Genomic DNA, 23,564 nt, shown 5'->3' with positions numbered 1-23,564 from the left:
GGGCGGGGTGCGCCGGGCGCCGAGGCGGCCGGCCGGCCCCCGCCGAGGACACCGGGAACGGCGAAGACGACGAAGACGACGATGGGGATGTGGACGTGGCGGGTGTGGCGCGCTGGTGCTTCCGGCACAAGTGGTGGGTGATCCTGCTCTGGTCGGTGGCGCTGCTGTCCGTGGGCGGGGCGGGCCGGGCGGCCGGGGACGCGTACTCCAACGCGTTCTCGCTCAAGGGCACCGAGTCCGCGAAGGTGCTCGACCTGATGGGCAAGGCGGTGCCCCAGCAGTCGGGTGAGGCCGACACAGTGGTGTGGCACGTGGACTCCGGCTCGGTGCGGGACGCCGCGGTGCGCGAGCGGATCAGCCCGATGCTGGCGCGGGTCGCGCACCAGAAGGACGTCGGCGCGGTCGTCGGGCCGTACACCGCGGCGGGTGCGGCGCAGATCAGCAAGGACGGCCGGACCGCCTACGCCACGGTGACGTACACCAAGCTGGGCGGTGAACTCTCCAACGACCAGGCGTCGTTGCTGATCGACACCGCGCACGCGGCGCGGGCGCCCGGGCTGCGGGTGGAGGTGGGCGGCGCCAAGCCCGCGCAGGCCGAGCAGCCGCTGCCCGAACTCGCCGAGGGGATCGGCATCGCGGCCGCCGGAGTGGTCCTCTTCCTCGCGCTGGGTTCGCTCTTCGGCATGCTGCTGCCGATCGTCACCGCGCTGTTCGGCATCGGCATCGCGTCGTCCGCGATCATCCTGCTCAGCCACGGGATGGATGTCGCGGACTTCGCACCGGAGTTGGCAACGCTGGTGGGCCTGGGCGTCGGCATCGACTACGCGCTGTTCATCGTCACCCGGCACCGGCGGGCGATCCTGCGCGGCCGCAGCCCGCAGGACGCGGCGGTCCTCGCCCTCAACACCTCGGGCCGGGCGGTGCTGTTCGCCGGCGGCACCGTGTGCATCGCGCTGCTGGGCATGTTCACCCTGCGGCTGACCTTCCTCAACGGGGTCGCGGTGGCGGCGGCGTTGACGGTCGTGATCACCGTGGCGGCGGCGATGACGCTGCTGCCCGCGCTGCTCGGCGTGCTCGGCATGCGGGTCCTCAGCCGCCGCCAGCGGCGGGCGCTGGCCGCGTCGGGCCCGCGGACGGAGTCGGCCACCGGGGCGGCGGCGCGCTGGTCGGGCTTCCTGCAGCGGCACCCGCGCTCGCTCGCGGCGGTCGCGGTCGTGGTGATGGCCACGCTGGCGGTCCCGGCGCTGTCGCTGCGGCTCGGCTCCTCCGACCAGGGCAACAACCCGACGGGCACCACCACCCGCAAGGCGTACGACATGCTGGCCGCGGGCTTCGGTCCGGGCTTCAACGGCCCGCTGACGATCCTCGCCGAGCTGCCGCACTCCGGTGACCAGGCCGCGCTGGACGGCCTGGTGACGTCGCTGCGCGCCACCCGCGGCATCGCCTACGCGGCGCAGCTGCCGACCGCGGGGGACGGGAAGGTCGCCCTGGTCGAGGCGGTGCCGACCACCTCCCCGCAGGACAAGGCGACGTCCGACCTGATCGACCACCTGCGCGACGACGTGGTGCCCGCGGCCGAGCGCGGCAGCACCATGCGGGCGTACGTCGGCGGCCAGACCGCGGTGTTCGAGGACTTCTCGACGGTGCTGTACGGCAAACTGCCGCTGTTCGTCGGGGTGATCATCGCGCTGGGCTTCGTGTTGCTGCTCTTCGCGTTCCGCTCGCTGCTGGTGCCGCTGACCGCGGCGGTGATGAACCTGGTGGCGGCCGCGGCCTCCTTCGGGGTGCTGGTCGCGGTCTTCCAGTGGGGCTGGGGCGGGCCGCTCGCCGGGCGGGCCGGGCCGGTCGACGCCTTCCTACCGGTCATCATGCTGTCGCTGCTCTTCGGGCTGTCGATGGACTACCAGGTGTTCCTGGTCAGCCGGATGCACGAGGAGTGGGTGCACACCCGGGACAACGCGCGGGCGGTACGGGTCGGCCTCGCGGAGACCAGCCGGGTGATCAACTCGGCTGCCGTCATCATGATCTGTGTCTTCGCGGCCTTCGTGCTCAGCGGGCAGCGGGTGCTGGCGATGTTCGGCATCGGCCTGGCCGGCGCGGTGGCGCTGGACGCGTTCATCCTGCGGACGGTGCTGGTGCCCGCGCTGATGCACCTGTTCGGCGCGGGGAACTGGTGGCTGCCCGGGTGGCTGGACCGGCGGCTGCCGCACCTGGCGGTGGAGCCCGCCGAGGAGGACGCCGGGGACGCCTCGGGTGCCCCGGGTGCCGGGCCGAGTGGGCCGGGTGAGCCGGGTGAGCCGGGTGAGCCGGCCGTCCCGGCGCCGCGCGGCGGTTCCGGCGCGGGCACACTGGTGCGCGGCCGGGTGACCGGTGCGGCCGGAGTGCCGGTGCCGCGCGCGGAGTTGACGCTGATCGCGGCGGACGGCCGCCAGGCGGCCCGGGCGCGCGCCGCCCAGGACGGCGCCTACACCCTGCCCGCCCCCGCTCACGGCTCCTACGTCCTGGTGGCGAGCGCTCCCGGCCACCATCCGCAGACCGCGAGCGTGCTCACCTCGGGCGGCGAGGTCGACTGCGACCTGGAGCTGACCGGCACCGGCACGCTGGCCGGCACGGTGCGCCGCGCGGACGGCCTGCCCGTCGAGGACGCGAAGGTCATCCTCCAGGACGCCGACGGCCACCAGGTCGCCGAGGTGCGCACCGGCGCCGACGGGTCGTACGCCTTCACCAACCTCCACCCCGGCAGCTACACCGTCGTCACCGTCGGGTACCCGCCCTTCCCCGCCGCGGTCCGCCTCAGCGACGACGACCCCGACGGCGACGGCACCCTCGACGTCCACCTCACCCACTCCGACTGACCCCTCCCCCCACCGCCCAGGGCCCGGCCTCCCTCACGGGGCGCCGGGCCCTTCCGCGTCCCCAACTCCCCCTGCTTACGGGGCAACCCGAGCTTGAACACGTTCAAAAACAGGTCTAGCATCCTTACTGTCAGAGAGTTTTGAACAGGTTCAACAACGCTCTTCCAGGGGTGGAACGCACCATGAACCTCACTGTCCTCGCCTACGTGATCTACCTGGCGGTCAGCGTCACGCTGACGGTCTGGGTGGCCCGGACCCTCAGCCACCACGGCCGGCTCTTCCTGTCCGACGTCCTGCACGGCGACGAGAAACTGGCCGACGCGGTCAACCACCTGCTGGTGGTGGGCTTCTACCTGGTCAACCTCGGCTTCGTCGCGCTGTATCTGAAGACCGGCGACGACATCGAGAACGCCCGCGGGGTCTTCGAGGCGCTGTCGGTCAAGCTCGGCGTCGTCCTGCTGGTGCTCGGCGCGATGCACCTGGGCAACGTCTACGTCCTCAACCGCTTCCGGCGCCGCGGCCTGAGCGACCGGGAGCAGTTCCCGCCCGTCGACCCGGACGACACCACGCCGACCGCGTGGGCGCCCGAGCCCGCCGGTGCCTGAGATGGCCGCCCGCACCCCGACCGGCCGCCTCCCGCTGCGCGCGCTGACCGTCCTGTACGACCCGGACTGCGCACTGTGCGCCTTCGTCGCGGGCTGGCTCGCCCGGCAGCGGCAACTCGTCCCGATCTCGCTGGTGCCCGCCGGCTCCGCCGAGGCCCGGCGCCGCTTCCCGGCACTGGACCACGCCGCCACGGCCCGGGAGGTCACCGCGGTCGGCGACCGGGGGCAGGTCTACCGGGGCGACAGCGCCTGGATCGTCTGCCTGTGGGCGCTGGCCGGGCAGCGGCGGCTCGCGCACACCCTGAGCCGTCCCGCCGGGCGGCGGATGGCCCGGGCCGCGGTGCTCGGTGCCGCGAAGTACCGCGGCGCCGCCGGCCACTCCCGGGCCGCCCGCCCGCCGGCGCGGCCGAAGGCGACGTACGGGATGGCGCCCGGCTGGACGTACGACCGCGTCACCGGCTGGTCCCAGGCGCCGGTACCGACGCCGACGCTGACGCCTGCGCCCCCGCCTGCGCCTGCGCCTGCGCCTACGCCGACCGCGGCACCGCCGCCGGCACCCGGCGGGCCCTGCGCGGACGGGTGCGGGCCCGGCCCCGGATAGGCTCACCCGGGTGGAGGACACGAACGACCGCACCACCGCGAAAGCCGCCGCCGCGGGCGAGGCGGAGCCGCTGCCCGGCGGCCGGGCCAGGCCGAAGACGGGCAAGAGCGAGCAGACCCGCGCGGCCATCCTCGACACGGCGATGCGGCTGTTCCAGGAGCGCGGCTACGACAAGACCACGATGCGGGCCATCGCCCAGGAGGCCGGGGTCTCGGTCGGCAACGCCTACTACTACTTCGAGTCGAAGGAATTCCTGATCCAGGGGTTCTACGACCTGATGACGCGCGAGCACGCGCGCGACGCGGCATCCCGCATGGAGGGGGAGCGGGATTTCGCCCGGCGCCTGGAGACCGCACTGGCCTCCTGGCTGGACTGCGCGGCGGACTACCACGAGTTCGCCGCGCAGTTCTTCCGGACCGCCGCCGACCCCGACAGCTCGCTCAGCCCGTTCTCCAGCGAGTCGCACCCGGCCCGTGAGACCGCCGTCGCCCTCTTCGGCGACGTCCTGGCCGGGTCCGACCTCGCGCCCAAGCTCGACGCCGAACTCGCCGGCCTCCTGCCCGAGCTGCTCTGGCTGCACCTCATGGTCGTCGTCCTCTACTGGGTCTTCGACCGCACCGAGGACACCGCCCGCACCCGGGAGTTCGTCCGCCGCTCCACCCCCCTGGTGGCGCGCCTGATCTCCCTGTCCCGCTACCGCGTCTTCCGCCCCCTGGTCCGCGACGCCACCGCCCTCATCCAGGACTTCGTCCTCCCCACCCTCGGCAAGTCCCCCCTCCCCCGCACACCCGCCTCCCCTCCCGGCAAACGCAGGTGACGGTCAGGGCGACGGTCGGTGACATGGACCTACCGCTCAGATGAAGCCGTTCTGCTTGGCCCAGGGAATGAGTTGGCCGGGCTGGCAGGGATAACGCATCCCGGTCCCGATCAGCGCGTCGACGAACGTGGTGGCCACATATGCGGTCGTGCGCCCGTCCGCGATGGCCTCGGCCACGATCCGCAACGAGCCGCAGACACCGAGCCCGTGTCGTCGTCCGATCCGCCGCGCGTCGCCGTCGTCGACCACCGCGACCGCCCTGTGCACGTCCGCCCAGGCAAGGACAGTCGCCTCGCCGTGGTTCGACTTCTGGCCCGATACCCGTTCCATCCAGACGACCAGCCGGTTCAACTCGTCGAGGTCGTCCAGGCGCACCACGTCAAGCCAGTCCAACCCGCCGAGTTCCAGCCCCTGGCGGGTGATCTCGTGGCGGACCGTCTGTGTGGTGACGTTGCGCCGCGGCCCGCCGCTCCAGGTGCGGGCGAAGTCGTGCAGCACATCGGTCTTGCCTGCCTTGATCGCGTGCAGCAGGGGCGAGGTGTCCCAGATCAGTACCGGACCCGCGGCCACCGGTGGAGAGGTCTGCGAGGTCACGGCAGCTCGTCCTCCAGGTCGCGGCTGGGGAGTTCGTCCTCGCCGACGGCGCCGTAGAGCAGTTCGACGGCGCGCGGGGCGGTGACCGCTCCTGCCGACCAGGCTGCCAGCGCTGCCTTGCGCCACTGGGTGCCGGTCGTACCGGTCTCCAGATCGGGCACCGGTTGGCTGCCGTGGGCGGCGAGGAAGTCACCGCGCCGCGGTATGTCCGCCTTGAGACGACGGGCATCCGTGACATCGATGAAGCCCAGGTGACGCACCCGGTTGACGGCCGCGCTCCACGACACGCGGTAGCGGGCGGCGATGTCCAACAGAACGACGCGGGGCGGTGCCCCCGCTTCGGTCCCCGCCCATGCCGAACGCATGTCGTCCGCGGGCAGCAGGAACTCCTCGGCGAAACGGTCGATGAGCTGCTCGCGCTCGTCCCGCCCGGCCGCGACCCCCGCGTCGCTGTGGTACTCGTCCTGGAACAGGTGGTGACCCAGTTCGTGGGCGGCCGTCCACCGCCGTCGGCCCGGCTGGGGCTCTCCGCTGATCACCGCGACGCCATAGCCGTCCCGGAGAAGGGAAGCGCCTTCCCCCGGTTCGTCGACGACGGTCAGGTAGAGGCCGAAGTGCTCCAGCACGTCGACCAGCCCGCCGAGCGGTCCGGAGCGGACTCCGGCCGTCTTGCGCGCTGCCTGGGCCAGTTGCAGCGGATCTGGCGACGCGCCTGAGTCGCGTAGCAGCACGTCGTCGAGCCGTGTCGGGCGCAGGTAACCGTGCGAGAACAGCCAAGCGGCGAACCGCGCGTGCTCCTCGAGGCGGGCATCGAGCCGGTACCGGGAGCGTGCGGCGCTGTCGGAAGTCTCTTCCAGGGCGGTCCGGCGCGAGACCAGAGGCTCAAGGGGGCGCGAGAGCAGGTGCGCCAGCGGGACGCCCAACGCGTCGGCCAGCCGGTACAGCTCCAGCGCCGTGATGCGCCGCTCGCCCGCTTCGACCCGGACGACCGCGGTGCGGTCGAGGCCGACCCGCAACGCGAGATCGCCCTGGCTCAACCCCGCGGCGAGGCGCGCCTCGGCGATCCGCTCGCCGACCTCTCCCCAGTTCTGCGCAGTCTCCATGTGTGCGATTTTTGCACACCCGCGTCGGCCGCGCGGTCCGCTTCCCACACGTGCCGTGCAGGAGCGCGGAGCGACGCGTCCGGCCCCGCCTGCTCAGGTGACCGCTACCGGTCGGCGGTGGCCGGTTGCTGGGGCTCGTCCGCTGACGGGGTGGGCGGGGTGGGCTGGGGGGCGGCGGGGGTGCGGTGGAGGGTGCGCAGGGAGCGGATGCCGAGGACCCCGATCACGGTGCCCAGGACCGTGGAGGTGATCGCGAGGGCGAGGTGGATCCAGAAGTACGCGGTGGGGTGGGAGTGGTCACCGTGGTGGAAGGCGAGACCGCTGGTGTCCTTCCAGAGGTTCTTCACAAAGGTCGTCCAGACGATCCAGGACCACACCCCGAAGGCGACCAGGAACCAGGAGACGCGGCGGCTGAGCTTCATACGCACCAGTATGGGCGGAGTCCGGACGTCGACGGCGGCCGGGGGGAGGGGGTTGCGGGCGGCGGGCGTGCGAAGGGTCACGTGGCGCTCCCGGCACCCGGGGGCGCGGGCGGGCGGCCGGGCCGGGTACGTTCTGCGGGTGGCCACCACAGTCTCCTCAGCCCTGAAAGCGTCCGCGGCGTCCCTGACCGCCCTCCTGCTCGGCGGGAGCGTGCTGGCCGGCACCGCGCAGGCCGCCCCCGCGACGGCGAAGACGCCCAGTCCGCCGTCGGTGATGTCGAAGGTCGGCGGCGACCGGCTGAGCCTGCCGGGCACCCAGGTCAACGCCGCCACCGGCGTGCCCGCGCTCCCCAAGGGCATCACCGCCCGCTCCTGGATCGTCACCGACGCCGAGACCGGCGAGATCCTGGCCGAGCACAACGCCCACTGGAAGCTCGCCCCGGCCAGCACCCTGAAGATGCTGCTCGCCGACATGCTGATACCCAAACTGCCGGCGTCGACCGTGCACAAGGTGGTGCCGTCGGACCTGAAGGGCATGGGCGAGGGCAGCAGCCTGGTCGGGGTCAAGGAGAACCTGACCTACACCGTCAAGGACCTGTGGCTCGGGGTCTTCCTGCGCTCGGGCAACGACGCGGTGCACGTGCTGTCCGCGATGAACGGCGGCGTCCCGGCCACCGTCGCCGACATGAACGCCGAGGCCCACGAACTGCAGGCCGACGACACCCACGTGGTCTCCCCGGACGGCTACGACATGCCCGGCCAGGCCAGCAGCGCCTACGACCTGACGCTGTTCGCGCGCGCCGGGCTCCAGATCCCCGAGTTCCGCGAGTACTGCTCGACGCTCACCGCACAGTTCCCCGGCGACTACAAGAAGGTCAAGAACCCCAAGAAGGGCCAGCCGAGCAAGGTCCGGGAGTCCTTCCAGATCCAGAACACCGACCGCCTGCTCAGCGGTGACTACGACCTGAAGCCGTACCAGGGCATCGCCGGGGTGAAGAACGGCGACACCACGAACGCCGGCGCCACCTACACCGGGGTCGCCCAGCGCGACGGCCGCAAGCTGCTGGTCACCGTGATGCACCCGGACCCGAAGTCGGGGCACAACGCGGTCTACCGCGAGGCGGCCTCGCTGCTGGACTGGGGCTTCAAGGCGGCGCCCACGGTCCAGCCGGTCGGCACCCTGGTGCCGCCGCTGAGCCAGGTCGCCGCGAGCAAGGCGAGCGCGCAGCCGTCCTCCGCCACGCCCCGGTCCACCGCGGCAGCGGCCCCGGTGGCCGCCTCCTCGTCCTCGCGCGGGCTGTGGACCGCGGCCGGGATCACCGCCGCGACGCTGGTGCTGCTCGCCGCGGTGATCATCGTCGTACGCCGCCGCCGTCCGCTTCCGTCCGCGGTGGCCGCCAGCGGTGCGAGCCCGACCCCGGTGTCCGCGCCGGCTCAGCGCCGGGCTCCCGATCAGGAACAGGGCCAGGAGCAGCGTCAGGAGCAGAGCCAGGAGCAGGGCCCGCGTCAGGGCCAGGCGCGGGCGAAGCGCCCTCGCGGTCTCCGGAAGCACTGACCCCGGACGGGCCCGCCCCGCCCGGCGGCCTCACCTCGCCGTACTGCGTCGCGGTCCACGCGGCGCAGTACAGCAGCAGCTTCGCCATGAAGTTGAACCACAGCAGCAGCGCGATGGGCGTGCCGAACGCACCATAGACGTTCCGGCCCGCGACGCCCCGCAGGTAGCCGCTGAGCGCGATCTTGAGCACCTCGAAGCCGACCGCCCCGATCAGCGCCGCCACCGCGACGGCGCGGCGGGGCGGGTCGACGCCGGGCAGCAGCGTCAGCACGTACAGCAGGATCAGGAAGTCCGCGACGACCGCCAGGACGTAGCCGACGACGGCGAGCAGCACCCGGCCCGGGCCGTGGTGGTCCAGGCCGATCCGGTCGGCGGTCCAGTTGACGGCGGCGGTGGCGAACCCGGAGGCGGCGAGCGAGACCAGTACCGCGCCGCCCAGGCCCAGCAGGACGCCGCCGTCGGAGAGTTTGGCCGTGACCGGGTTGCGTTCCTCGTCGTCCTTGAGCCACACCGCCCGCAGGCAGCCGCGCAGCGAGCCGACCCAGCTGATGCCGGTGAAGAGCAGGGCGGCGGAGGCCGCGATGCCGATGGTGCCGGCGTTGGCGACCAGGCTGTTGATGTCGAGCTTGTCGGCGATCCCCGGGATCTGCTCGGTGATCCGGTGCTCCAGCTTGTCGAGCCGCCGCTGCGACAGGGTCGCGGCGCCGACGGCGGCGACCACCGCGAGCAGCGGGAAGAGCGCGAGGAAGCTGGTGAAGGTCATCGCGGCCGCCAGCCGCGTCCAGTGCACCGTCTGGAGGTGCGCGAACGCCCGCCACGCGTGGGTGCGCATCGCCCGCGCGATCCGCGGGCCGATCCACGGCAGCCGGGTCAGCCAGTCCATGTCGGGCGGTTACCCTCCCCCGCCGCCCGCACGCCCGCACGGTCCGCCACTCCCCCGTCCGGGTGAGGCGCGGAGCCGAACACCAGCGTCCGCGTCCCCCAGAACCGCACCGCGGTCGCCAGTGCCATCCCGACCCCGGCCCCGGCGACGACGTCGGCCCGCGCGGAGGTGCAGCCGAGGACGTAGTGGGAGAAGCCGAGGCACGCCAGCTGCACCAGCGCCCCCGCGAGGTTCACCGCGAAGAAGGCGCCGAACCTGCGGGCCCGGCCGCCCCGGGCCCGGCCGCGGTAGGCGCCCAGCGCGTTGCCGGCGTACGCCACCGAGCAGCCGGCCAGGAACGACAGCGCCTTGGCGGTCAGCGGCCCCGCCCCGCCCGGCCCGCGCAGCCACACGAACAGCCCGAGGTCCACCGCGTACGCGGCGCCGCCGGCCAGGGCGAAGCCCAGCAGCTCCGGGCCGACGCCGCCTCGTACGCCGCCCCGTACGCCGGCCCGTGCACCGCCCCGTACGCCGGCCCCCGCCGGGTCCCGCCTCACGAATTGACCACCGCGAGCACGTACAGCGCGCTCCACGCCACCGCGATCACCAGCAGCGGGCGGTCGCGCAGCACCACGTCCTCGGGTTCACCGGCCGCGCCGGCGTCCGCGAAGACCGCGTAGCGCAGCACCGACAGGGTGAAGGGCACCATCGACAACTGCCGCCAGGGCAGCAGCCCGTGCTCGCCGCCGCTGCTCTCCAGCGCCCACAGGCAGTACGCGAGCACCGCCACGCCCGCCGCCAGCTGCCACACGAACCGCAGGTAGCCGATGGTGTACTCGCCCAGCAGCGCACGGGTGGCGGTCAGGTCGCCGTCGCGCTCCGAGACCAGGACCAGTTCGGAGTACCGCTTGGCGGCGACCATGAACAGCGCGCCGAAACCGGAGGTGATCAGGAACCAGCGCGACAGCGCGATGTCCAGCGCGAGCCCGCCGGCCATGGCGCGCATCAGGAAGCCGGTGGTGACGATCACCAGGTCGACCACGAGCATGTGCTTCAGCCGCAGGCAGTAGGCGAGTTGCATGGCCACGTAGGCGGCCAACAGCGCCGCGGTGTGGCCGTTGCAGGCCGGCACGGCGAGGGCGGGGGCGAGGACCGCCAGCAGCGCGCCGGCGGTGTAGGCGGCCGGGACCGGGACCTGGCCGCTGGCGACCGGGCGGCGGCACTTCACCGGGTGCGCCCGGTCCGCCTCCGCGTCGCGGGCGTCGTTGATCAGGTAGACCGCGGCCGAGCAGGCGACGAAGAGCGCCAGCGCGGCCGCCAGCCGTATCGCCTCGTCCAGGCCGAGCGGCCGGGCGGCGGCGAAGGGCGCGGCGAGCACCAGCCCGTTCTTCACCCACTGCCGGGGGCGGGCGGCCCGCAGCAGGCCGGTGGCGAGCGTCCAGCCGGTGCCGGGCGCGGCGAGCACCGGCGGCGCGGGCTGCTCGATGACGACGGCGGGTTCACTCATCGCACACCCCTGTGGGTCCAGTCCCGCCCCAGGCGGGCGGTGGTCGCGCCGAGCAGCGCGCCGAAGACGACGTCGGTCGGGTAGTGGACGCCCGCGACCAGCCGGGACACGCAGACCGCGGCGGCGAGCGGGCGCAGCGGCGCGGCCGGGACGAGCGTGCCGAAGGCGAGCGCGGCCGCGGCGGAGGAGGCGGCGTGCGAGCTGGGGAAGCTGTGCCGGCCGGCGGTGCGCACCAGCGGCGCGGCGCCGGGCGTCAGTTGGGGGCGGGGGCGGCGCACCACGCGCTTGACGGCCATGCTCGCCGCGTGCGCGGCGGCGACCAGGGCGGTGGCGCGCAGCCACGCGCCGCGGCGGGCCGGGTCGGCGGCGGCGCCGGTCAGCCCGGCGGCGAGCCAGACCGCGCCGTGCTCGCCGGCCAGGGACAGGCCGCGGGCCGCGGCGGCGGCGCCGGGCCGGCGGCCGCAGCCGCGCAGCACGGCCAACAGGTCGTGGTCCGGGCGGAACACGTGATCCGGGCGGAGCACCGGCCGCACCTCCTCGTTTCCTCCGTCGGGTTTCCCGCCCCCACGCCGTCCGTGCCGCACCCTCCTCGTCGCGTCCCCTCCGGCCAAAGCGCGGCCGAAGCGCGGCCGGACCGCAGGCACGCCCCGTACGGCCCCACACGGCGCGTGAGTCATACGATTCGGCCATCGGACTGTGAATCCCTACCGTGCGACCCCCGCCCTTATCCCTACCGATCGCCCGTTACGGTGAGAAAAGCCGCATTTCCCACCGAACCTCACCCAAGAGGGCACTCCTTCGGGTTGCCCGGCGGTACGTTCACCGGCATGCCCGTACCGCTCGCGCCGGCCACCACCTCCGTCACCGGCTGGGGACGCACCGCCCCGACCGCCGCCCGGCTGCTGCGCCCGGGTACGTACGAGGAGGCCGTCGAGGCGGTACGGGCCTGCGACGACCGCGGCGCCATCGCCCGGGGCCTGGGCCGGGCGTACGGCGACGCGGCCCAGAACGCCGGCGGCGCCGTCCTGGACATGACCGCGCTGGACCGCATCCACGAGATCGACGCCGTGGGCGGCGTGGTCACCTGCGACGCGGGCGTGTCGCTGCACCGGCTGATGGAGGTGCTGCTGCCGCTCGGCTGGTTCGTGCCGGTCACCCCCGGGACCCGGTACGTCACCGTCGGCGGCGCGATCGGCGCCGACATCCACGGCAAGAACCACCACGTCTCCGGCTCCTTCAGCCGCCACGTACGGGCCTTCGAGCTGCTGACCGGCGACGGCGAGACCCGGCTGGTGACCCCCGAGGCCGAGCCCGAGCTGTTCTGGGCGACCGCCGGCGGCATGGGCCTGACCGGGGTGGTGCTGGCCGCCACCCTCCAACTGCTGCCGGTCGAGACGTCGTTGATGACCGTGGACACCGAGCGGGCCACCGACCTGGACGACCTGATGGCCCGGCTGACCGCCACCGACCACCGCTACCGCTACTCGGTGGCCTGGATCGACCTGCTCGCCCGCGGCGCCCGGACCGGCCGGGCGGTCCTCACCCGCGGCGACCACGCACCGCTGGCGGCGCTGCCGGTCCGGGCCCGCCGCGACCCGCTCGCCTTCCGCCCGCGCCGGCTGCCGGCCGCCCCGCGCCCCGCCCCCGACGGGCTGCTCGGCCGCACCAGCGTCGGGCTCTTCAACGAACTGTGGTACCGCAAGGCGCCCCGCGAGCGCCGCGGCCAGTTGCAGAAGCTCGCCTCGTTCTTCCACCCGCTGGACGGCCTGCCCGACTGGAACCTCGTCTACGGCCGGTCCGGCTTCGTGCAGTACCAGTTCGTGGTCGGGCACGGCCAGGAGGAGACGCTGCGCTCGGTGGTGCGGCGGCTGAGCACCCGCGGCTGCCCGTCGTTCCTCGCAGTGCTCAAGCGGTTCGGGGCCGGCGACCCGGGCTGGCTCTCCTTCCCGATGGCCGGGTGGACGCTCGCGCTGGACCTCCCCGCCCGGCTGCCGGGCCTTGGCACCCTGCTGGACGAGCTGGACGAGGAGGTCGCGGCCGCCGGCGGCCGGGTCTACCTCGCCAAGGACTCCCGGCTGCGCCCGGAGACGCTCACCCGGATGTACCCGCGGCTGGACGACTTCCGTTCCCTGCGCGCCCGCTACGACCCGCGCGGCGCCATCACCTCGGACCTGGCGCGGCGGCTCGCGCTGTGACGTTGGGAGTGCGCTCATGAAGGACGCGTTCGGGGCTCCCCAGTCCCTGCTGGTGCTCGGCGGCGGCTCCGAGATCGGGCTGGCCACCGCGCGGCGGCTGATCGCCCGCAGGACCCGGCGGGTGCACCTGGCCGGGCGGCCCTCCCCCGTGCTGGACGCCGCCGCGGCCGAGTTGTCGGCGCTCGGCGCCGACGTGCATGTCACCGCCTTCGACGCGCTCGACCCGGGCAGCCACGAGGAGGTCCTCGGGAAGGTCTTCGCCGAGGGCGACATCGACATGGTGCTGGTCGCCTTCGGCGTGCTCGGCGACCAGGCGCGCGACGAGCAGGAGCCGCTGTCCGCGGTGCGGGTCGCCTCGACCAACTACACCGGGGCGGTCTCGGCGTCGCTGGTCTGCGGCGCCGCGCTCCAGCGGCAGGGGCACGGCTCGCTCGTGGTGCTCTCCTCCGTGGCCGGCGAGCGGGCCCGGCGGGAGAACTTCATCTACGGCAGCAGCAAGGCCGGGCTCGACGCGTTCACGCAAGGGCTCGGGGACGCGCTCCACCCCTGCGGGGTGCATGTGATGGCCGTACGGCCCGGGTTCGTCCGGGGACGGATGACCGCGCACCTGCCCGCGGCGCCGTTCGCGACCACCCCCGAGGCCGTGGCCGAGGCCATCGAGGCGGGCCTGCGCCGCCGCTCCGAGGTCATCTGGGTGCCGGGCCGCCTCCGCCCGGTCATGTCCGCCCTGCGCCACCTCCCCCGCCCCCTCTTCCGCCTCATCACCACCCCCCGCTGACCCGCCCCCACCGGCCGCTCCTCCACGACCGGCGGGAGCTGTTCCGCATGCGGTGAACCCGCAAGACGGGAACCCGCAGGAGCGGAATCTGCGATCTCGCTAATGTGGCGGATGCAGAACAGCCGAAAAGCCATCAACGACCGGCGTTGGTGGACGAGGAGGTAGGGGCGACGTGAGCAGCCGTGCACCCGCCGTGCTCGTGACGCGTGTGCGGATCACCGGTTTCCGTTCGATCGCCCGTTGCGACGTGCGGCTCGGAGCGCTGACGGTCGTCGCCGGGCCGAACGCGGCGGGCAAGTCGAACTTCCTCGACGCCCTGTGCTTCGTCCGGGATGCCCTGCGTGCACCGCTTGAGCAGGCACTCGAGCCCCGGGGGGGTCTGGAAGGCGTGCTCCACCGGTCTCCGACCGGCGATCAGGCCGACTTCTTCCGCATCCAGCTCGATCTCAGGGTTCCTTCGAAGAAGGCCGACGGCGGACCTGCCACGAACGATGTCTCCTACGTCGTGGAGATCGGAGCAGTCGCCGCGGAGGGCAACAGGCCGGGTGTCCGATGCGAGGAGCTGTTGTCCGCCGGACAAACCCTGCTCCTTTCGGAGCCGGCGCGGGCCCCCGAGGAGTGGCCCCACAGTCTGGCGCTGTCGCAGAACAAACAGCGTGACGAACCGGCCCGGCGGCTCCACGCCATGCGCTTCTACGAACTGCACACGCCCGTCCTGCGGGACATCGATCAGACACGCCGCCCGCGCGCTGCGTCCCCGCTGGGTGAGCAGGGGCAGCACCTCGCCCGTGTGCTCAGTTCCCTGGCACACGGCACGACCGCCGTCAAGGACGCCATCGACGGCTACATCTCCACCATGATCGAGAACGCCGCCGGGGTGGACGGCAGAGAAGTCGCCGAAGCCGATCTGGCCTACGTCGTCGGCCGCTTCCTGGAGGACGGACGCCAGAAGGAGGTCGACCGGCGATCGCTGTCCGATGGCACCTTGCGCTTGGCCGGCGTCCTGGCCGCGCTCTACCAGCCCCGCGCGCTGGACGGGTCGATCCCGTTCGTCGGGATCGAGGAACCCGAGATCTCCCTGCATCCGCCGATGCTGGGGGCCCTCTATGACGCGCTCGTGGGCGCGTCGCAAAACACCCAGGTCATGGTGACCACCCAGAGCGCCGACCTGCTGGACAACCCTGCCGCCGATCCGGACCATCTGCTGGTCGTCCGCGACGAGGGCCACGGAAGTGTCATAGGTCCGATCGACGAGGCCGGTCGCCGTCTCCTGGCCGACGGCGTGCTGACACTGCCCGAACTGCTGCGCAGCGGGGAGATGCGGCCGCAGGGGGGCAGCGGGCGGTGAACGGCTCCTACCCGGTGATCGCGCCCATAGTGGAGGGCCACGGCGAGGAACGGGCCCTCCAGGGGCTTCTGCACCGGCTCGTTCCCTACCTCCGCGAGGGCGCCTACGCCGACGTCCAGCAGCCGTACCGCCTTCCGCGGGACCGGATGCTGAAGCCGGCCACGCTCGCGCAGGCACTGACCGTCGTCGCGGCGCGCCGGCCGCAGCCCACCGCGGTGCTTGTCCTTCTGGACTCCGATGACGACTGCGCCGTGGAGTTGGCCGCGCGGGTGCGGGACCTGGCGCGCCAAAGCCACTCCCATATCCCGCTCACCGCGGTGGTGGCCGTTCGCGAGTTCGAGGCGTGGTTCCTCGCCGGAGCCGCCGGGTTGGCCGGGCACATGGGACTGCCCCACGACCTCGTCGCACCACCCGACCCGGAGGGCATCCGGGGAGCGAAGGAATGGCTGTCCGACCGGATGCCTCCAGGCGTCACCTACCGTCCGCCCGCACACCAGCCGTCCTTCGCCCAGCACTTCGACCTGGCGGCCGCTCGCGCCGGGGCCCCGTCCTTCGACAAGCTGTGCCGGGAGGTGGCGGGGCTGCTCGGGTGAGGGGGGCGGGGTCTGGTCAGGTCAGGGCCTCGCGGAGGCGGGACAGGGACCAGGTGAGGTCGTCCTCGGTGATGGTCAGCGGGGGAGCGAGGCGGATGGTGGAGCCGTGGGTGTCCTTGGCCAGGACGCCGCGCTCGAGGAGCCGCTCGGTGAGGGCGCGGCCGGTGCCGAGGGAGGGGTCCACGTCGAGCCCCGCCCACAGCCCGCGGCCGCGTACCGCGGTGAGCAGGCCCTCGGACCGCAGGGCCGCCAGCTCGCGGTGGAGCAGGTCGCCGAGTTCCGCGGCCCGCTGCTGGTACTCCCCGGTGCGGAGCATCGCCACGACCTCGATGCCGACCGCGCACGCCAGCGGGTTGCCGCCGAAGGTGGAGCCGTGCTCGCCCGGGTGGAAGACGCCGAGCACGTCGCGGGAGGCGGCCACCGCGGAGACCGGTACGACCCCGCCGCCCAGCGCCTTCCCGAGGACGTACATGTCCGGCACCACGTCCTCGTGCTCGCACGCGAAGGTGCGGCCGGTACGGCCCAGCCCGGACTGGATCTCGTCCGCGACGAAGAGCACCCCGCGCTCGGCGGTGAGCTGCCGCACCCCGGCGAGGTAGCCCGGCGGGGGCACCAGCACCCCCGCCTCGCCCTGGATCGGCTCGATCAGCACCGCCACGGTGTCGTCGTCGACCGCGGCCCGCATCGCGTCGAGGTCGCCGTACGGGACGACCGTGAACCCCGGGGTGTACGGGCCGAAGTCCGCGCGGGCCTCGGGGTCGGTGGAGAAGCTGACGATGGTGGTGGTGCGGCCGTGGAAGTTCCCCTCGGCGACGACGATCTTCGCCCGGCCGTCCGGCACGCCCTTGACCTGGTACCCCCACTTGCGGGCGGTCTTGACCGCGGTCTCCACCGCCTCCGCCCCGGTGTTCATCGGCAGCACCATGTCCTTGCCGCACAGCTCGGCCAGCCCGCGGCAGAACTCGGCGAAGCGGTCGTGGTGGAAGGCCCTGGAGGTGAGCGTCACCCGGTCCAGCTGCGCCTTGGCAGCGGCGATCAGCCGCGGGTTGCCGTGGCCGAAGTTGAGCGCCGAGTACCCGGCGAGCATGTCGACGTACCGGCGGCCCTCGACGTCAGTCACCCACGCGCCCTCCGCGGCGGAGATGACGACGGGCAGCGGGTGGTAGTTGTGGGCGCTGTACTCCTCGACGACCGCGATCTCGCGGTCGGTCGCCGCGTGGTCGGCGGTGCCGGGGTGCTCGCCTGCGGCCGGTTCGCTGCCCGGGGCCGGGCGGGCGGGGGCGTCGTTCGTCACGTGCGTACTCCGTTCGTCGTGCGTCAGGAGCCAGGGCCAGCCTGGGAGCGGGCGGGGGTGGTGCCCTGCTTCCATGGTCGCGCACGGCGGTCCCGGTGGAAACTCCCCCGACCGCGCCCCCGGGCCGGCCCGCGCCGCGCGCCCCGGCGGGCGGCGCTCAGGGGTGTGGGAGCAGGTCCGCGGCCTGAGAGAATGGGGGTATGGCCAACCTGCGACCTCGTGCCCTGTCCGGCATCCAGCCCACTGCCAGCTCCTTCCACCTCGGCAACTACCTGGGTGCGATCCGGCAGTACGTCTCGATGCAGGAGACCCACGACGCCTTCTACATGGTGGTGGACCTGCACGCGATCACCGTGCCGCAGGACCCGGCGACGCTGCGCGCCAACACCCGGCTGGCCGCCGCGCAGCTGCTGGCCGCGGGCCTGGACCCGGACCGCTGCACGCTCTTCGTGCAGAGCCATGTGCCCGAGCACGCGCAGCTCGGCTGGCTGATGAACTGCATCACCGGCTTCGGCGAGGCGTCCCGGATGACGCAGTTCAAGGACAAGTCCGCCCGGCAGGGCGCCGACAGCACCACCGTCGGCCTCTTCACGTACCCGATCCTCCAGGTCGCCGACATCCTGCTCTACCAGGCCGACGCGGTGCCGGTCGGCGAGGACCAGCGGCAGCACATCGAGCTGACCCGCGACCTGGCCGAGCGGTTCAACGGGCGGTACGGCGAGACCTTCAACCTGCCCGCGGCGCACATCGTGCGCGAGGTGGCGAAGATCTACGACCTCCAGGACCCGGCGGCGAAGATGAGCAAGTCCGCGGCCTCGGCCAAGGGTCTGGTCAACCTGCTCGACGAACCGAAGGCGTCGGCGAAGAAGTTCCGCAGCGCGGTCACCGACACCGACACGGTCATCCGGTACGACGAAACGGAGAAGCCGGGCATCAGCAACCTGCTCAGGATTCACTCCGCCCTCACTGGCACCGGAATCGCCGAACTGGAGGAGCAATACGCGGGCAAGGGCTACGGTGCGCTCAAGACCGACCTCGCGGAGATCTTCGTGGCGTGGGTCACACCGTTCCGTGAGCGCACGCAGGAGTACCTGGGGGACCCCGAGACGTTGGACTCCGTTCTGGCCAAGGGAGCCGAGAAGGCCCGGACCGTCGCCGCCGAGACGCTGGCGCTGGCGTACGACCGGATCGGCTTCCTCCCGGCGAAGCACTGACGCCGCGGCCGTCCCGCGGCTGTGACAGTAGTCGGATCGGGCTGTGACGTACGTCGCGGTCCGGTTCGTCCGCGTGCGCGCGACACTGAGCAGGACGACCGAGCAGGGCACAAGCAGCACACAGCAGGAGCACGCGGGCGGCCGGCCGCGGGGCCCTGCGGCGGAGCGGCGACCCGGGGAGAGGTGAACGCAGTGGGTACCACCACCATCGGCGTGTCCATCGCGGTCCCGGAGCCGTACGGACGGCTGTTGCAGGACCTGCGGGCCGGGTTCGGCGACCCCGCGGCCCACGCGATCCCCACGCATGTGACGCTCCTGCCGCCCACCGAGCTCGCCCGCGAGGAACTGCCCCGCTTCGGCCGGCACCTCGCCCGGGTCGCCGCGGACGGGCGGCCGTTCACCATGCGGCTCGACGGCACCGCGACCTTCCGGCCCGTCTCGCCCGTGGTGTACGTGCGCATCGCCGAGGGCGGTACGGACTGCGGCGCCCTCCAGGAGCAGGTCCGCTCCGGCCCCGTCGCCCGCGAGCTCCAGTTCCCCTACCACCCGCACGTCACCGTGGCCCACGGCATCTCCGACGACGCCATGGACCGCGCCCAGGCCGCCCTCGCGGACTTCACCGCCGACTGGACCGCCTCCGGCTTCGCCCTCTACGAACAGGGCCGCGACGACGTCTGGCGCCAACTGCGCGTCTACCCCTTCGGCACCGAGCCCCTCCCCCCGCTCCCCCACCAGCACACCTCCGCGGCCACCCAACCCTCCCGCATCCCCCGCCCCGTCGCCTGAGGCCCCCTGCCGTTGGGTGTTCTTTCCTCCGCGGAAGAAGCTCGCGCCCCAAAGGGGCGCGGGGGACGGCGCGACCAGCCCCCACCGGCGGGTGGTCCCGGCACCGACAGAACCGGCCAACCCGGGGGGTCAGGGGCGCCCCCGATAGCATCGGCAGATGCTGACCGGACTGCTGGCGGCGCTCGGCGCCGCGTTGTGTTTCGGCGCGGCCACCACCCTCCAGGCGAAGGCCGCGCGGTCAGCGCGGGGCGGCGGCGCGGCGGGCCTCCTCGTGGCGGCGCTCCGCCAGGCCCCGTACCTCGCGGGCCTGGCCCTGGACGGCGCCGGCTTCGTGCTGGAAGTGGTCGCGCTGCGCGCGCTGCCGGTCTACACGGTGGGCGCGGCGCTGGCCGCGAGCCTGGCGGTCACCGCGGTACTCGCCGCCCCACTGCTGGGCGCGCGGCTCGCCCGCGGGGAGTGGGCCGGGGTGGCCACCGTGTGCGGCGGGCTCGCCCTGCTGGCGCTGGCCTCGGGCGGGGAGGGCCCCGGCCACGGCGGGGGCGCGCTGCGCTGGGGCACGCTAGCGGCGGCGCTGGCCGTACTGGCGCTGGGCGCGGTGCCCGCAGCGCGGCTGCCGCGGCGGGCGCGGGCCGCGCTGCTCGGCCTGGGCGCGGGCCTGGGCTTCGGGGTCGTCGAGGTCGCGGTACGGCTGCTGGACCCGGTCACGCCGAAGGCGCTGGCGGCGAACCCGGCGTCGTACGCCCTGCTGGTCGGCGGCGGGGCCGCCTTCCTGCTGCTGACCTCGGCGCTGCACCAGGGCTCGGTCACCGCGGCCACCGCGGGGATGGTGCTGGGCGAGACGGTCGGCCCGGCGCTGGTCGGGGTGCTGGCGCTGCACGACCGCACCCGGGGCGGCTGGGCGCCCGCGGCCGCGGCCGGTTTCGTGCTGGCGGTGGCCGGCGCGCTGGCGCTGGCCCGCTACGGGGAGGGCGGCCCGCCGGCGGAGGCCGCCGGCAGCACCCGCCCGGAAGGGGTCACGCTCGGGTCCGGGGGCTGAGCCGGCAGGTGACGCCGATCCGGTTCCAGGCGTTCATCGTCACGCACAGGGCGATCAGCCGGGGCAGTTCGGTGCCGTCGAAGAGCGCGGCGGCGCCGTCGTAGGCGGCGTCGGCGACGCCGTGCGGGCCGAGCGCGGTGACGGCCTCGGCCAGTTCGAGGGCGGCGCGTTCGCGGGCGGTGAAGAACGGGGTCTCCCGCCACACCGTCAGCCCAGTGAGCTTCTGCTCGGTGATGCCGAGCGCGCGGGCGGCGGCGCTGTGCTCGTCCACGCAGTACGCGCAGCCGTTGAGCTGCGAGACGCGTACCCGGACCAGTTCGCGGACGACCAGGTCGAGCCCGGCGGTCGCGGCCTTGTCCAGGCTGATCATGGCCCGGTAGAAGTCGGGCGCGGCGGCGTTCAGGTCGATCCGGCGCGGCGGGGCGGGCACGGTGGCGTCACCGGCGGGGGCCGGGTGGTCGGCCGGGGTGCCGGTCGGGTTGTCGGTCGGGTTGTCGGTCGGGGCGGAGGTGGTCGGCTCGGAAGTGCTCATGCCTTCAACGTAGCCGCGAAGTGGCCCTGTCCCGTGGTCCACTTGACCTGTGAACGCAAGGGCCACTTCGGGCGAGCCGGGCCGGGCCGGCGGCTACGACCTGCTGATCGACCTCGCCGCCCAGCGGCAGCGGGGCGCGGGCGCCCGGGCGGGCCTGGAGGCGGCGCTGCGGGAGGCGGTGCGGGACGGGCGGCTCGGCGCGGGCACCCGGCTGCCGTCGAGCCGGGCCCTCGCCCGGGACCTGGGCCTGGCCCGGAACACGGTCGCGGAGGCGTACGGCCAGCTCGTGGCGGAGGGCTGGCTGACCGCGCGGCAGGGCTCGGGCACGGCGGTCGCGGCGCGCCAGACCGCGGCGGAGCAGGCGCAGCGGACAGGACAGACTGAGCGGACGGCGGCGCGTACGGCGACAGGGCCGGCCGGCCCGCCCGCCGCGGTGCCGGACGCGGTGCGGCTGCCGTACTCGCTGTGGCCCGGCTCCCCCGACGTCTCCGCCTTCCCCCGGGCCGCGTGGGGCGCCGCCGCCCGCCGGGCACTCACCGCGGCGCCGAGCGAGGCGTTCGGCTACTCCGACCCGCGCGGGCGGCCCGAGCTGCGGGCGGCGCTGGCGGCGTATCTCGCCCGGGTGCGCGGGGTGCGGGCCGATCCGGAACTGCTGGTGGTCTGCACCGGCTTCGTCCAGGCGGTCGGCCTGCTCGCCCGGGTGCTGCGGGACCGCGGCGGGCGCCGGATCGCCGTGGAGGAACTGGGCTTCCCCGACACCCGTACGCTGCTGCGGGCCAACGGCCTGGCGACGGTGCCGCTGCCGCTGGACGGCGACGGCGCCCGGGTGGAGGGCCTCGACGGCACGGCGGACGCGGTGCTGCTCACCCCGGCGCACCAGTTCCCGACCGGCGTACCGCTCTCCCCCGCGCGCCGCACCGCGGTGGTGGACTGGGCCCGCGCCACCGGCGGAGTGGTCCTGGAGGACGACTACGACGGCGAGTTCCGGTACGACCGCCAACCCGTCGGCGCCGTACAGGGGTTGGCGCCCGAGCACGTCGTGTACGCGGGGACCGCGAGCAAGAGCCTGGCGCCGGGGCTGCGGCTGGCGTGGATCGCGGTGCCGCCGGACCTGCTGGACGCGGTGGTGCGGGAGAAGCGGCTCGCCGACCACCACTCGCCGGTGCTCGACCAGTTGACGCTGGCGGAGTTCATCGGCTCCGGCGCCCACGACCGCCACGTGCGGCGGATGCGGCTGCGCTACCGGGACCGCCGGGACCGGCTGGTGGCCGCGCTCGCCGAGCGGGTGCCTTCGGTACGGGTCTCGGGTATCGCCGCCGGGCTGCACGCCGTCGTCGAACTGCCGCCGGGCGCCGCCCCGTCGGCCGTGCTGACCGAGCGGGCCCGGCAACGGGGGCTGGCACTGGGCGGGTTGGACCTGCTGGGCGCCCGCGCCGACCGCCCGGCCCTGGTGATCGGGTACGCCACTCCGCCCGACCACGCCTTCGCCGGGGCGCTGGAGCGGCTGTGCGCGGTGCTGGCGGAGTCCTGCGGCTGACACCCCGGGACCGGCGCCCGTAGGCGCGGACGGCCCCGCCGCTCACCGGGGTGAGGGCGGGGCCGTCCGGACCGGCTGGGCTCAGATCAGGCCGAGGGCGCGGACCGCGTCGCGCTCCTCCGTCAGCTCCTGCACCGACGCGTCGATGCGCGGGCGGGAGAAGTCGTTGATGTCCAGGCCCTGGACGATCTCGTACGTGCCGTTCTTCGTGGTGACCGGGAAGGAGGAGATCAGCCCGGCCGGGACGCCGTAGGAGCCGTCGGAGACGATGCCCATGGAGGTCCAGTCGCCCTCGGCGGTGCCGTTGACCCAGGTGTGGACGTGGTCCAGGGCGGCGGAGGCGGCCGAGGCGGCGGAGGAGGCGCCGCGGGCCTCGATGATGGCCGCGCCGCGCTTGGCGACGGTCGGGATGAAGGTGTCGGCGAGCCACTGCTCGTCACCGATCACCTCGGCGGCGTTCTTGCCGGCGATCTCCGCGTGGAAGACGTCCGGGTACTGGGTGGCGGAGTGGTTGCCCCAGATGGTGACGCGCTTGATGTCGGCGACGGCGGCACCGGTCTTCTTCGCCAGCTGGCCGACCGCGCGGTTGTGGTCCAGCCGGGTCATCGCGGTGAAGCGGTCGGCGGGGACGTCGGGGGCCGCGGACTTCGCGATCAGCGCGTTGGTGTTGGCCGGGTTGCCCACGACCAGGACCTTGATGTCGTCGGCGGCGTGGTCGTTGATCGCCTTGCCCTGCGGCTTGAAGATGCCGCCGTTGGCCTCCAGCAGGTCGCCGCGCTCCATGCCCTTGGTGCGGGGGCGGGCGCCGACCAGCAGCGCCACGTTGGCGCCGTCGAAGGCCACGTTCGGGTCGTCGGTGATGTCGATGCCGCGCAGCAGCGGGAAGGCCGCGTCGTCCAGCTCCATGGCGGTGCCCTCGGCCGCCTTGAGGCCCTGCGGGATCTCCAGCAGCCGGAGCCTCACCGGCACGTCCGCGCCGAGCAGGTGGCCCGAGGCGATACGGAAGAGGAGCGCGTAGCCGATCTGGCCGGCCGCTCCGGTGACGGTGACGTTGACGGGAGTGCGAGTCATTGCCTTCTCCTGGCCTTCTGCTTCGGGTGGTGCTGCGGGTGGTACTGGCGGGTACTCGGTCGCCCCGGCAGCGGCCCGAGCGGCCCCGAACGTGGATCTCTCGGCGTCAAGAGAGCCAGTCGCCAGGCTATCGCGCGCCGCCCGCGCCCATCACGCGGCCTCCTGTGGCACCAGTCACCCGATCCGGTGACAGGCGCGGCCGGGGGCCGCGCGGCGGCGGGGGGGGGGGGGGGGGGGGGGGGGGAGGCGGGGGGAGGGG

The 23,564-nt window shown here is 73.9% G+C and carries 22 protein-coding genes and 1 pseudogene; 13 read left to right on the top strand and 10 right to left on the bottom strand.

Annotated elements, in window-relative coordinates; genetic code table 11:
- The first annotated feature begins 89 nt into the window (after positions 1 to 89).
- The 4 genes from AC3ERT_RS03875 to AC3ERT_RS03860 all read left to right on the top strand — a co-directional run bounded on the left by AC3ERT_RS03875 (position 90) and on the right by AC3ERT_RS03860 (position 4,878).
- Entirely contained in the window at positions 90 to 2,855 is a 2,766-nt protein-coding gene (locus tag AC3ERT_RS03875; RefSeq protein ID WP_435172666.1) for an MMPL family transporter, read from the top strand.
- Positions 2,856 to 3,037: 182 nt separating this feature from the next.
- Positions 3,038 to 3,460: a hypothetical protein gene (locus tag AC3ERT_RS03870; protein ID WP_435172664.1), complete on the top strand. Its 423-nt coding sequence runs from the start codon at positions 3,038 to 3,040 to the stop codon at positions 3,458 to 3,460.
- Position 3,461: 1 nt separating this feature from the next.
- Positions 3,462 to 4,061: a thiol-disulfide oxidoreductase DCC family protein gene (locus AC3ERT_RS03865; RefSeq protein WP_435172662.1), complete on the top strand. Its 600-nt coding sequence runs from the start codon at positions 3,462 to 3,464 to the stop codon at positions 4,059 to 4,061.
- 10 nt (positions 4,062 to 4,071) lie between these two features.
- Entirely contained in the window at positions 4,072 to 4,878 is an 807-nt protein-coding gene (locus AC3ERT_RS03860; protein WP_435172660.1) for a TetR/AcrR family transcriptional regulator, read from the top strand.
- Positions 4,879 to 4,914: 36 nt separating this feature from the next.
- Here AC3ERT_RS03860 and AC3ERT_RS03855 read toward each other — a convergent pair whose 3' ends face one another.
- The 3 genes from AC3ERT_RS03855 to AC3ERT_RS03845 form a co-directional block, all read right to left on the bottom strand.
- Entirely contained in the window at positions 4,915 to 5,472 is a 558-nt protein-coding gene (locus AC3ERT_RS03855; protein ID WP_435172659.1) for a PIN domain-containing protein, read from the bottom strand.
- Positions 5,469 to 6,575 (bottom strand): helix-turn-helix domain-containing protein, encoded by a 1,107-nt coding sequence (locus AC3ERT_RS03850; protein WP_435172657.1) that lies wholly within the window; start codon positions 6,573 to 6,575, stop codon positions 5,469 to 5,471. Before AC3ERT_RS03850 ends, AC3ERT_RS03855 begins: the two co-directional genes overlap by 4 nt.
- A gap of 104 nt (positions 6,576 to 6,679) precedes the next feature.
- Positions 6,680 to 6,997 carry an SCO4848 family membrane protein gene (locus AC3ERT_RS03845; RefSeq protein ID WP_435172655.1) on the bottom strand — a complete coding sequence of 106 codons (318 nt, stop codon included), beginning with the start codon at positions 6,995 to 6,997 and terminating at the stop codon, positions 6,680 to 6,682.
- A gap of 139 nt (positions 6,998 to 7,136) precedes the next feature.
- On the opposite strand from AC3ERT_RS03845, the gene AC3ERT_RS03840 reads away from it, so the two are divergent.
- The gene (locus AC3ERT_RS03840) at positions 7,137 to 8,552 is read left to right on the top strand and encodes a D-alanyl-D-alanine carboxypeptidase family protein (RefSeq protein WP_435172653.1); all 1,416 of its coding nucleotides are present in this window, start codon (positions 7,137 to 7,139) and stop codon (positions 8,550 to 8,552) included.
- Between the two features lie 106 nt (positions 8,553 to 8,658).
- On the opposite strand, the pseudogene AC3ERT_RS03835 reads toward AC3ERT_RS03840, so the two are convergent.
- The 4 genes and pseudogenes from AC3ERT_RS03835 to AC3ERT_RS03820 all read right to left on the bottom strand — a co-directional run.
- Positions 8,659 to 9,315, bottom strand: a pseudogene (locus AC3ERT_RS03835) (YihY/virulence factor BrkB family protein); the annotation flags it as partial.
- Between the two features lie 107 nt (positions 9,316 to 9,422).
- On the bottom strand, positions 9,423 to 9,884 hold the full coding sequence (locus AC3ERT_RS03830) for a GtrA family protein (RefSeq protein WP_435125573.1): 462 nt from the start codon (positions 9,882 to 9,884) through the stop codon (positions 9,423 to 9,425).
- A gap of 83 nt (positions 9,885 to 9,967) precedes the next feature.
- Complete coding sequence (locus AC3ERT_RS03825) at positions 9,968 to 10,921, bottom strand: decaprenyl-phosphate phosphoribosyltransferase (protein WP_435172651.1); 954 nt, start codon at positions 10,919 to 10,921, stop codon at positions 9,968 to 9,970.
- On the bottom strand, positions 10,918 to 11,445 hold the full coding sequence (locus AC3ERT_RS03820; RefSeq protein WP_435172649.1) for a phosphatase PAP2 family protein: 528 nt from the start codon (positions 11,443 to 11,445) through the stop codon (positions 10,918 to 10,920). The genes AC3ERT_RS03825 and AC3ERT_RS03820 overlap by 4 nt, the downstream gene beginning before the upstream one ends.
- 303 nt (positions 11,446 to 11,748) lie before the next feature.
- On the opposite strand from AC3ERT_RS03820, the gene dprE1 reads away from it, so the two are divergent.
- From dprE1 to AC3ERT_RS03800, 4 genes are all read left to right on the top strand, one after another.
- Positions 11,749 to 13,116, top strand: a complete 1,368-nt coding sequence (gene dprE1 / locus AC3ERT_RS03815; RefSeq protein ID WP_435172647.1) for a decaprenylphosphoryl-beta-D-ribose oxidase — start codon at positions 11,749 to 11,751, stop codon at positions 13,114 to 13,116.
- A gap of 16 nt (positions 13,117 to 13,132) precedes the next feature.
- Positions 13,133 to 13,894: a decaprenylphospho-beta-D-erythro-pentofuranosid-2-ulose 2-reductase gene (gene dprE2, locus AC3ERT_RS03810; protein WP_435172645.1), complete on the top strand. Its 762-nt coding sequence runs from the start codon at positions 13,133 to 13,135 to the stop codon at positions 13,892 to 13,894.
- A gap of 172 nt (positions 13,895 to 14,066) precedes the next feature.
- Entirely contained in the window at positions 14,067 to 15,242 is a 1,176-nt protein-coding gene (locus AC3ERT_RS03805; RefSeq protein ID WP_435172643.1) for an AAA family ATPase, read from the top strand.
- Positions 15,239 to 15,835: a DUF4276 family protein gene (locus tag AC3ERT_RS03800; protein WP_435172641.1), complete on the top strand. Its 597-nt coding sequence runs from the start codon at positions 15,239 to 15,241 to the stop codon at positions 15,833 to 15,835. The genes AC3ERT_RS03805 and AC3ERT_RS03800 overlap by 4 nt, the downstream gene beginning before the upstream one ends.
- A gap of 16 nt (positions 15,836 to 15,851) precedes the next feature.
- Here the strand turns inward: AC3ERT_RS03800 and rocD are convergent, their stop codons facing one another.
- Positions 15,852 to 17,033: an ornithine--oxo-acid transaminase gene (rocD, locus tag AC3ERT_RS03795; protein WP_435172846.1), complete on the bottom strand. Its 1,182-nt coding sequence runs from the start codon at positions 17,031 to 17,033 to the stop codon at positions 15,852 to 15,854.
- Between the two features lie 296 nt (positions 17,034 to 17,329).
- Here rocD and trpS point away from each other — a divergent pair, with 296 nt between their 5' ends.
- The 3 genes from trpS (at position 17,330) to AC3ERT_RS03780 (ending at position 20,165) form a co-directional block, all read left to right on the top strand.
- The gene (gene trpS / locus AC3ERT_RS03790) at positions 17,330 to 18,343 is read left to right on the top strand and encodes a tryptophan--tRNA ligase (RefSeq protein WP_335978116.1); all 1,014 of its coding nucleotides are present in this window, start codon (positions 17,330 to 17,332) and stop codon (positions 18,341 to 18,343) included.
- 192 nt (positions 18,344 to 18,535) lie between these two features.
- The gene (locus AC3ERT_RS03785; protein ID WP_435124974.1) at positions 18,536 to 19,129 is read left to right on the top strand and encodes a 2'-5' RNA ligase family protein; all 594 of its coding nucleotides are present in this window, start codon (positions 18,536 to 18,538) and stop codon (positions 19,127 to 19,129) included.
- Positions 19,130 to 19,286: 157 nt separating this feature from the next.
- A complete protein-coding gene (locus AC3ERT_RS03780) occupies positions 19,287 to 20,165 on the top strand; it encodes a hypothetical protein (RefSeq protein ID WP_435124976.1) in 879 nt (292 codons plus the stop codon).
- On the opposite strand, the gene AC3ERT_RS03775 is transcribed toward AC3ERT_RS03780, so the two are convergent.
- Entirely contained in the window at positions 20,143 to 20,697 is a 555-nt protein-coding gene (locus AC3ERT_RS03775; protein WP_435172639.1) for a carboxymuconolactone decarboxylase family protein, read from the bottom strand. The two genes, AC3ERT_RS03780 and AC3ERT_RS03775, sit on opposite strands and share 23 nt — an antisense overlap.
- A 49-nt stretch (positions 20,698 to 20,746) precedes the next feature.
- Here AC3ERT_RS03775 and pdxR point away from each other — a divergent pair, with 49 nt between their 5' ends.
- Positions 20,747 to 22,234: a MocR-like pyridoxine biosynthesis transcription factor PdxR gene (pdxR, locus tag AC3ERT_RS03770; RefSeq protein ID WP_435172637.1), complete on the top strand. Its 1,488-nt coding sequence runs from the start codon at positions 20,747 to 20,749 to the stop codon at positions 22,232 to 22,234.
- Positions 22,235 to 22,315: 81 nt separating this feature from the next.
- Here the strand turns inward: pdxR and AC3ERT_RS03765 are convergent, their stop codons facing one another.
- Positions 22,316 to 23,305, bottom strand: a complete 990-nt coding sequence (locus AC3ERT_RS03765; RefSeq protein ID WP_335978124.1) for a malate dehydrogenase — start codon at positions 23,303 to 23,305, stop codon at positions 22,316 to 22,318.
- Between the last annotated feature and the right edge of the window lie 259 nt (positions 23,306 to 23,564).

The organism is Actinacidiphila sp. bgisy145 (assembly GCF_057708125.1).
Note: the sequence above shows the minus strand (reverse complement) of the source record. Positions and strands in the feature narration are given on the sequence as shown.

Excerpts from the sequence above, each read along its gene's own strand:
- AC3ERT_RS03870 (WP_435172664.1), top strand. The coding sequence starts at position 3,038 with ATGAACCTCACTGTCCTCGCCTACGTGATCTACCTGGCGGTCAGCGTC.
- AC3ERT_RS03865 (WP_435172662.1), top strand. The coding sequence starts at position 3,462 with ATGGCCGCCCGCACCCCGACCGGCCGCCTCCCGCTGCGCGCGCTGACC.
- AC3ERT_RS03850 (WP_435172657.1), bottom strand. The coding sequence starts at position 6,575 with ATGGAGACTGCGCAGAACTGGGGAGAGGTCGGCGAGCGGATCGCCGAG.
- AC3ERT_RS03845 (WP_435172655.1), bottom strand. The coding sequence starts at position 6,997 with ATGAAGCTCAGCCGCCGCGTCTCCTGGTTCCTGGTCGCCTTCGGGGTG.
- AC3ERT_RS03825 (WP_435172651.1), bottom strand. The coding sequence starts at position 10,921 with ATGAGTGAACCCGCCGTCGTCATCGAGCAGCCCGCGCCGCCGGTGCTC.
- dprE1 (WP_435172647.1), top strand. The coding sequence starts at position 11,749 with ATGCCCGTACCGCTCGCGCCGGCCACCACCTCCGTCACCGGCTGGGGA.
- dprE2 (WP_435172645.1), top strand. The coding sequence starts at position 13,133 with ATGAAGGACGCGTTCGGGGCTCCCCAGTCCCTGCTGGTGCTCGGCGGC.
- trpS (WP_335978116.1), top strand. The coding sequence starts at position 17,330 with ATGGCCAACCTGCGACCTCGTGCCCTGTCCGGCATCCAGCCCACTGCC.
- AC3ERT_RS03780 (WP_435124976.1), top strand. The coding sequence starts at position 19,287 with ATGCTGACCGGACTGCTGGCGGCGCTCGGCGCCGCGTTGTGTTTCGGC.
- AC3ERT_RS03775 (WP_435172639.1), bottom strand. The coding sequence starts at position 20,697 with ATGAGCACTTCCGAGCCGACCACCTCCGCCCCGACCGACAACCCGACC.
- AC3ERT_RS03765 (WP_335978124.1), bottom strand. The coding sequence starts at position 23,305 with ATGACTCGCACTCCCGTCAACGTCACCGTCACCGGAGCGGCCGGCCAG.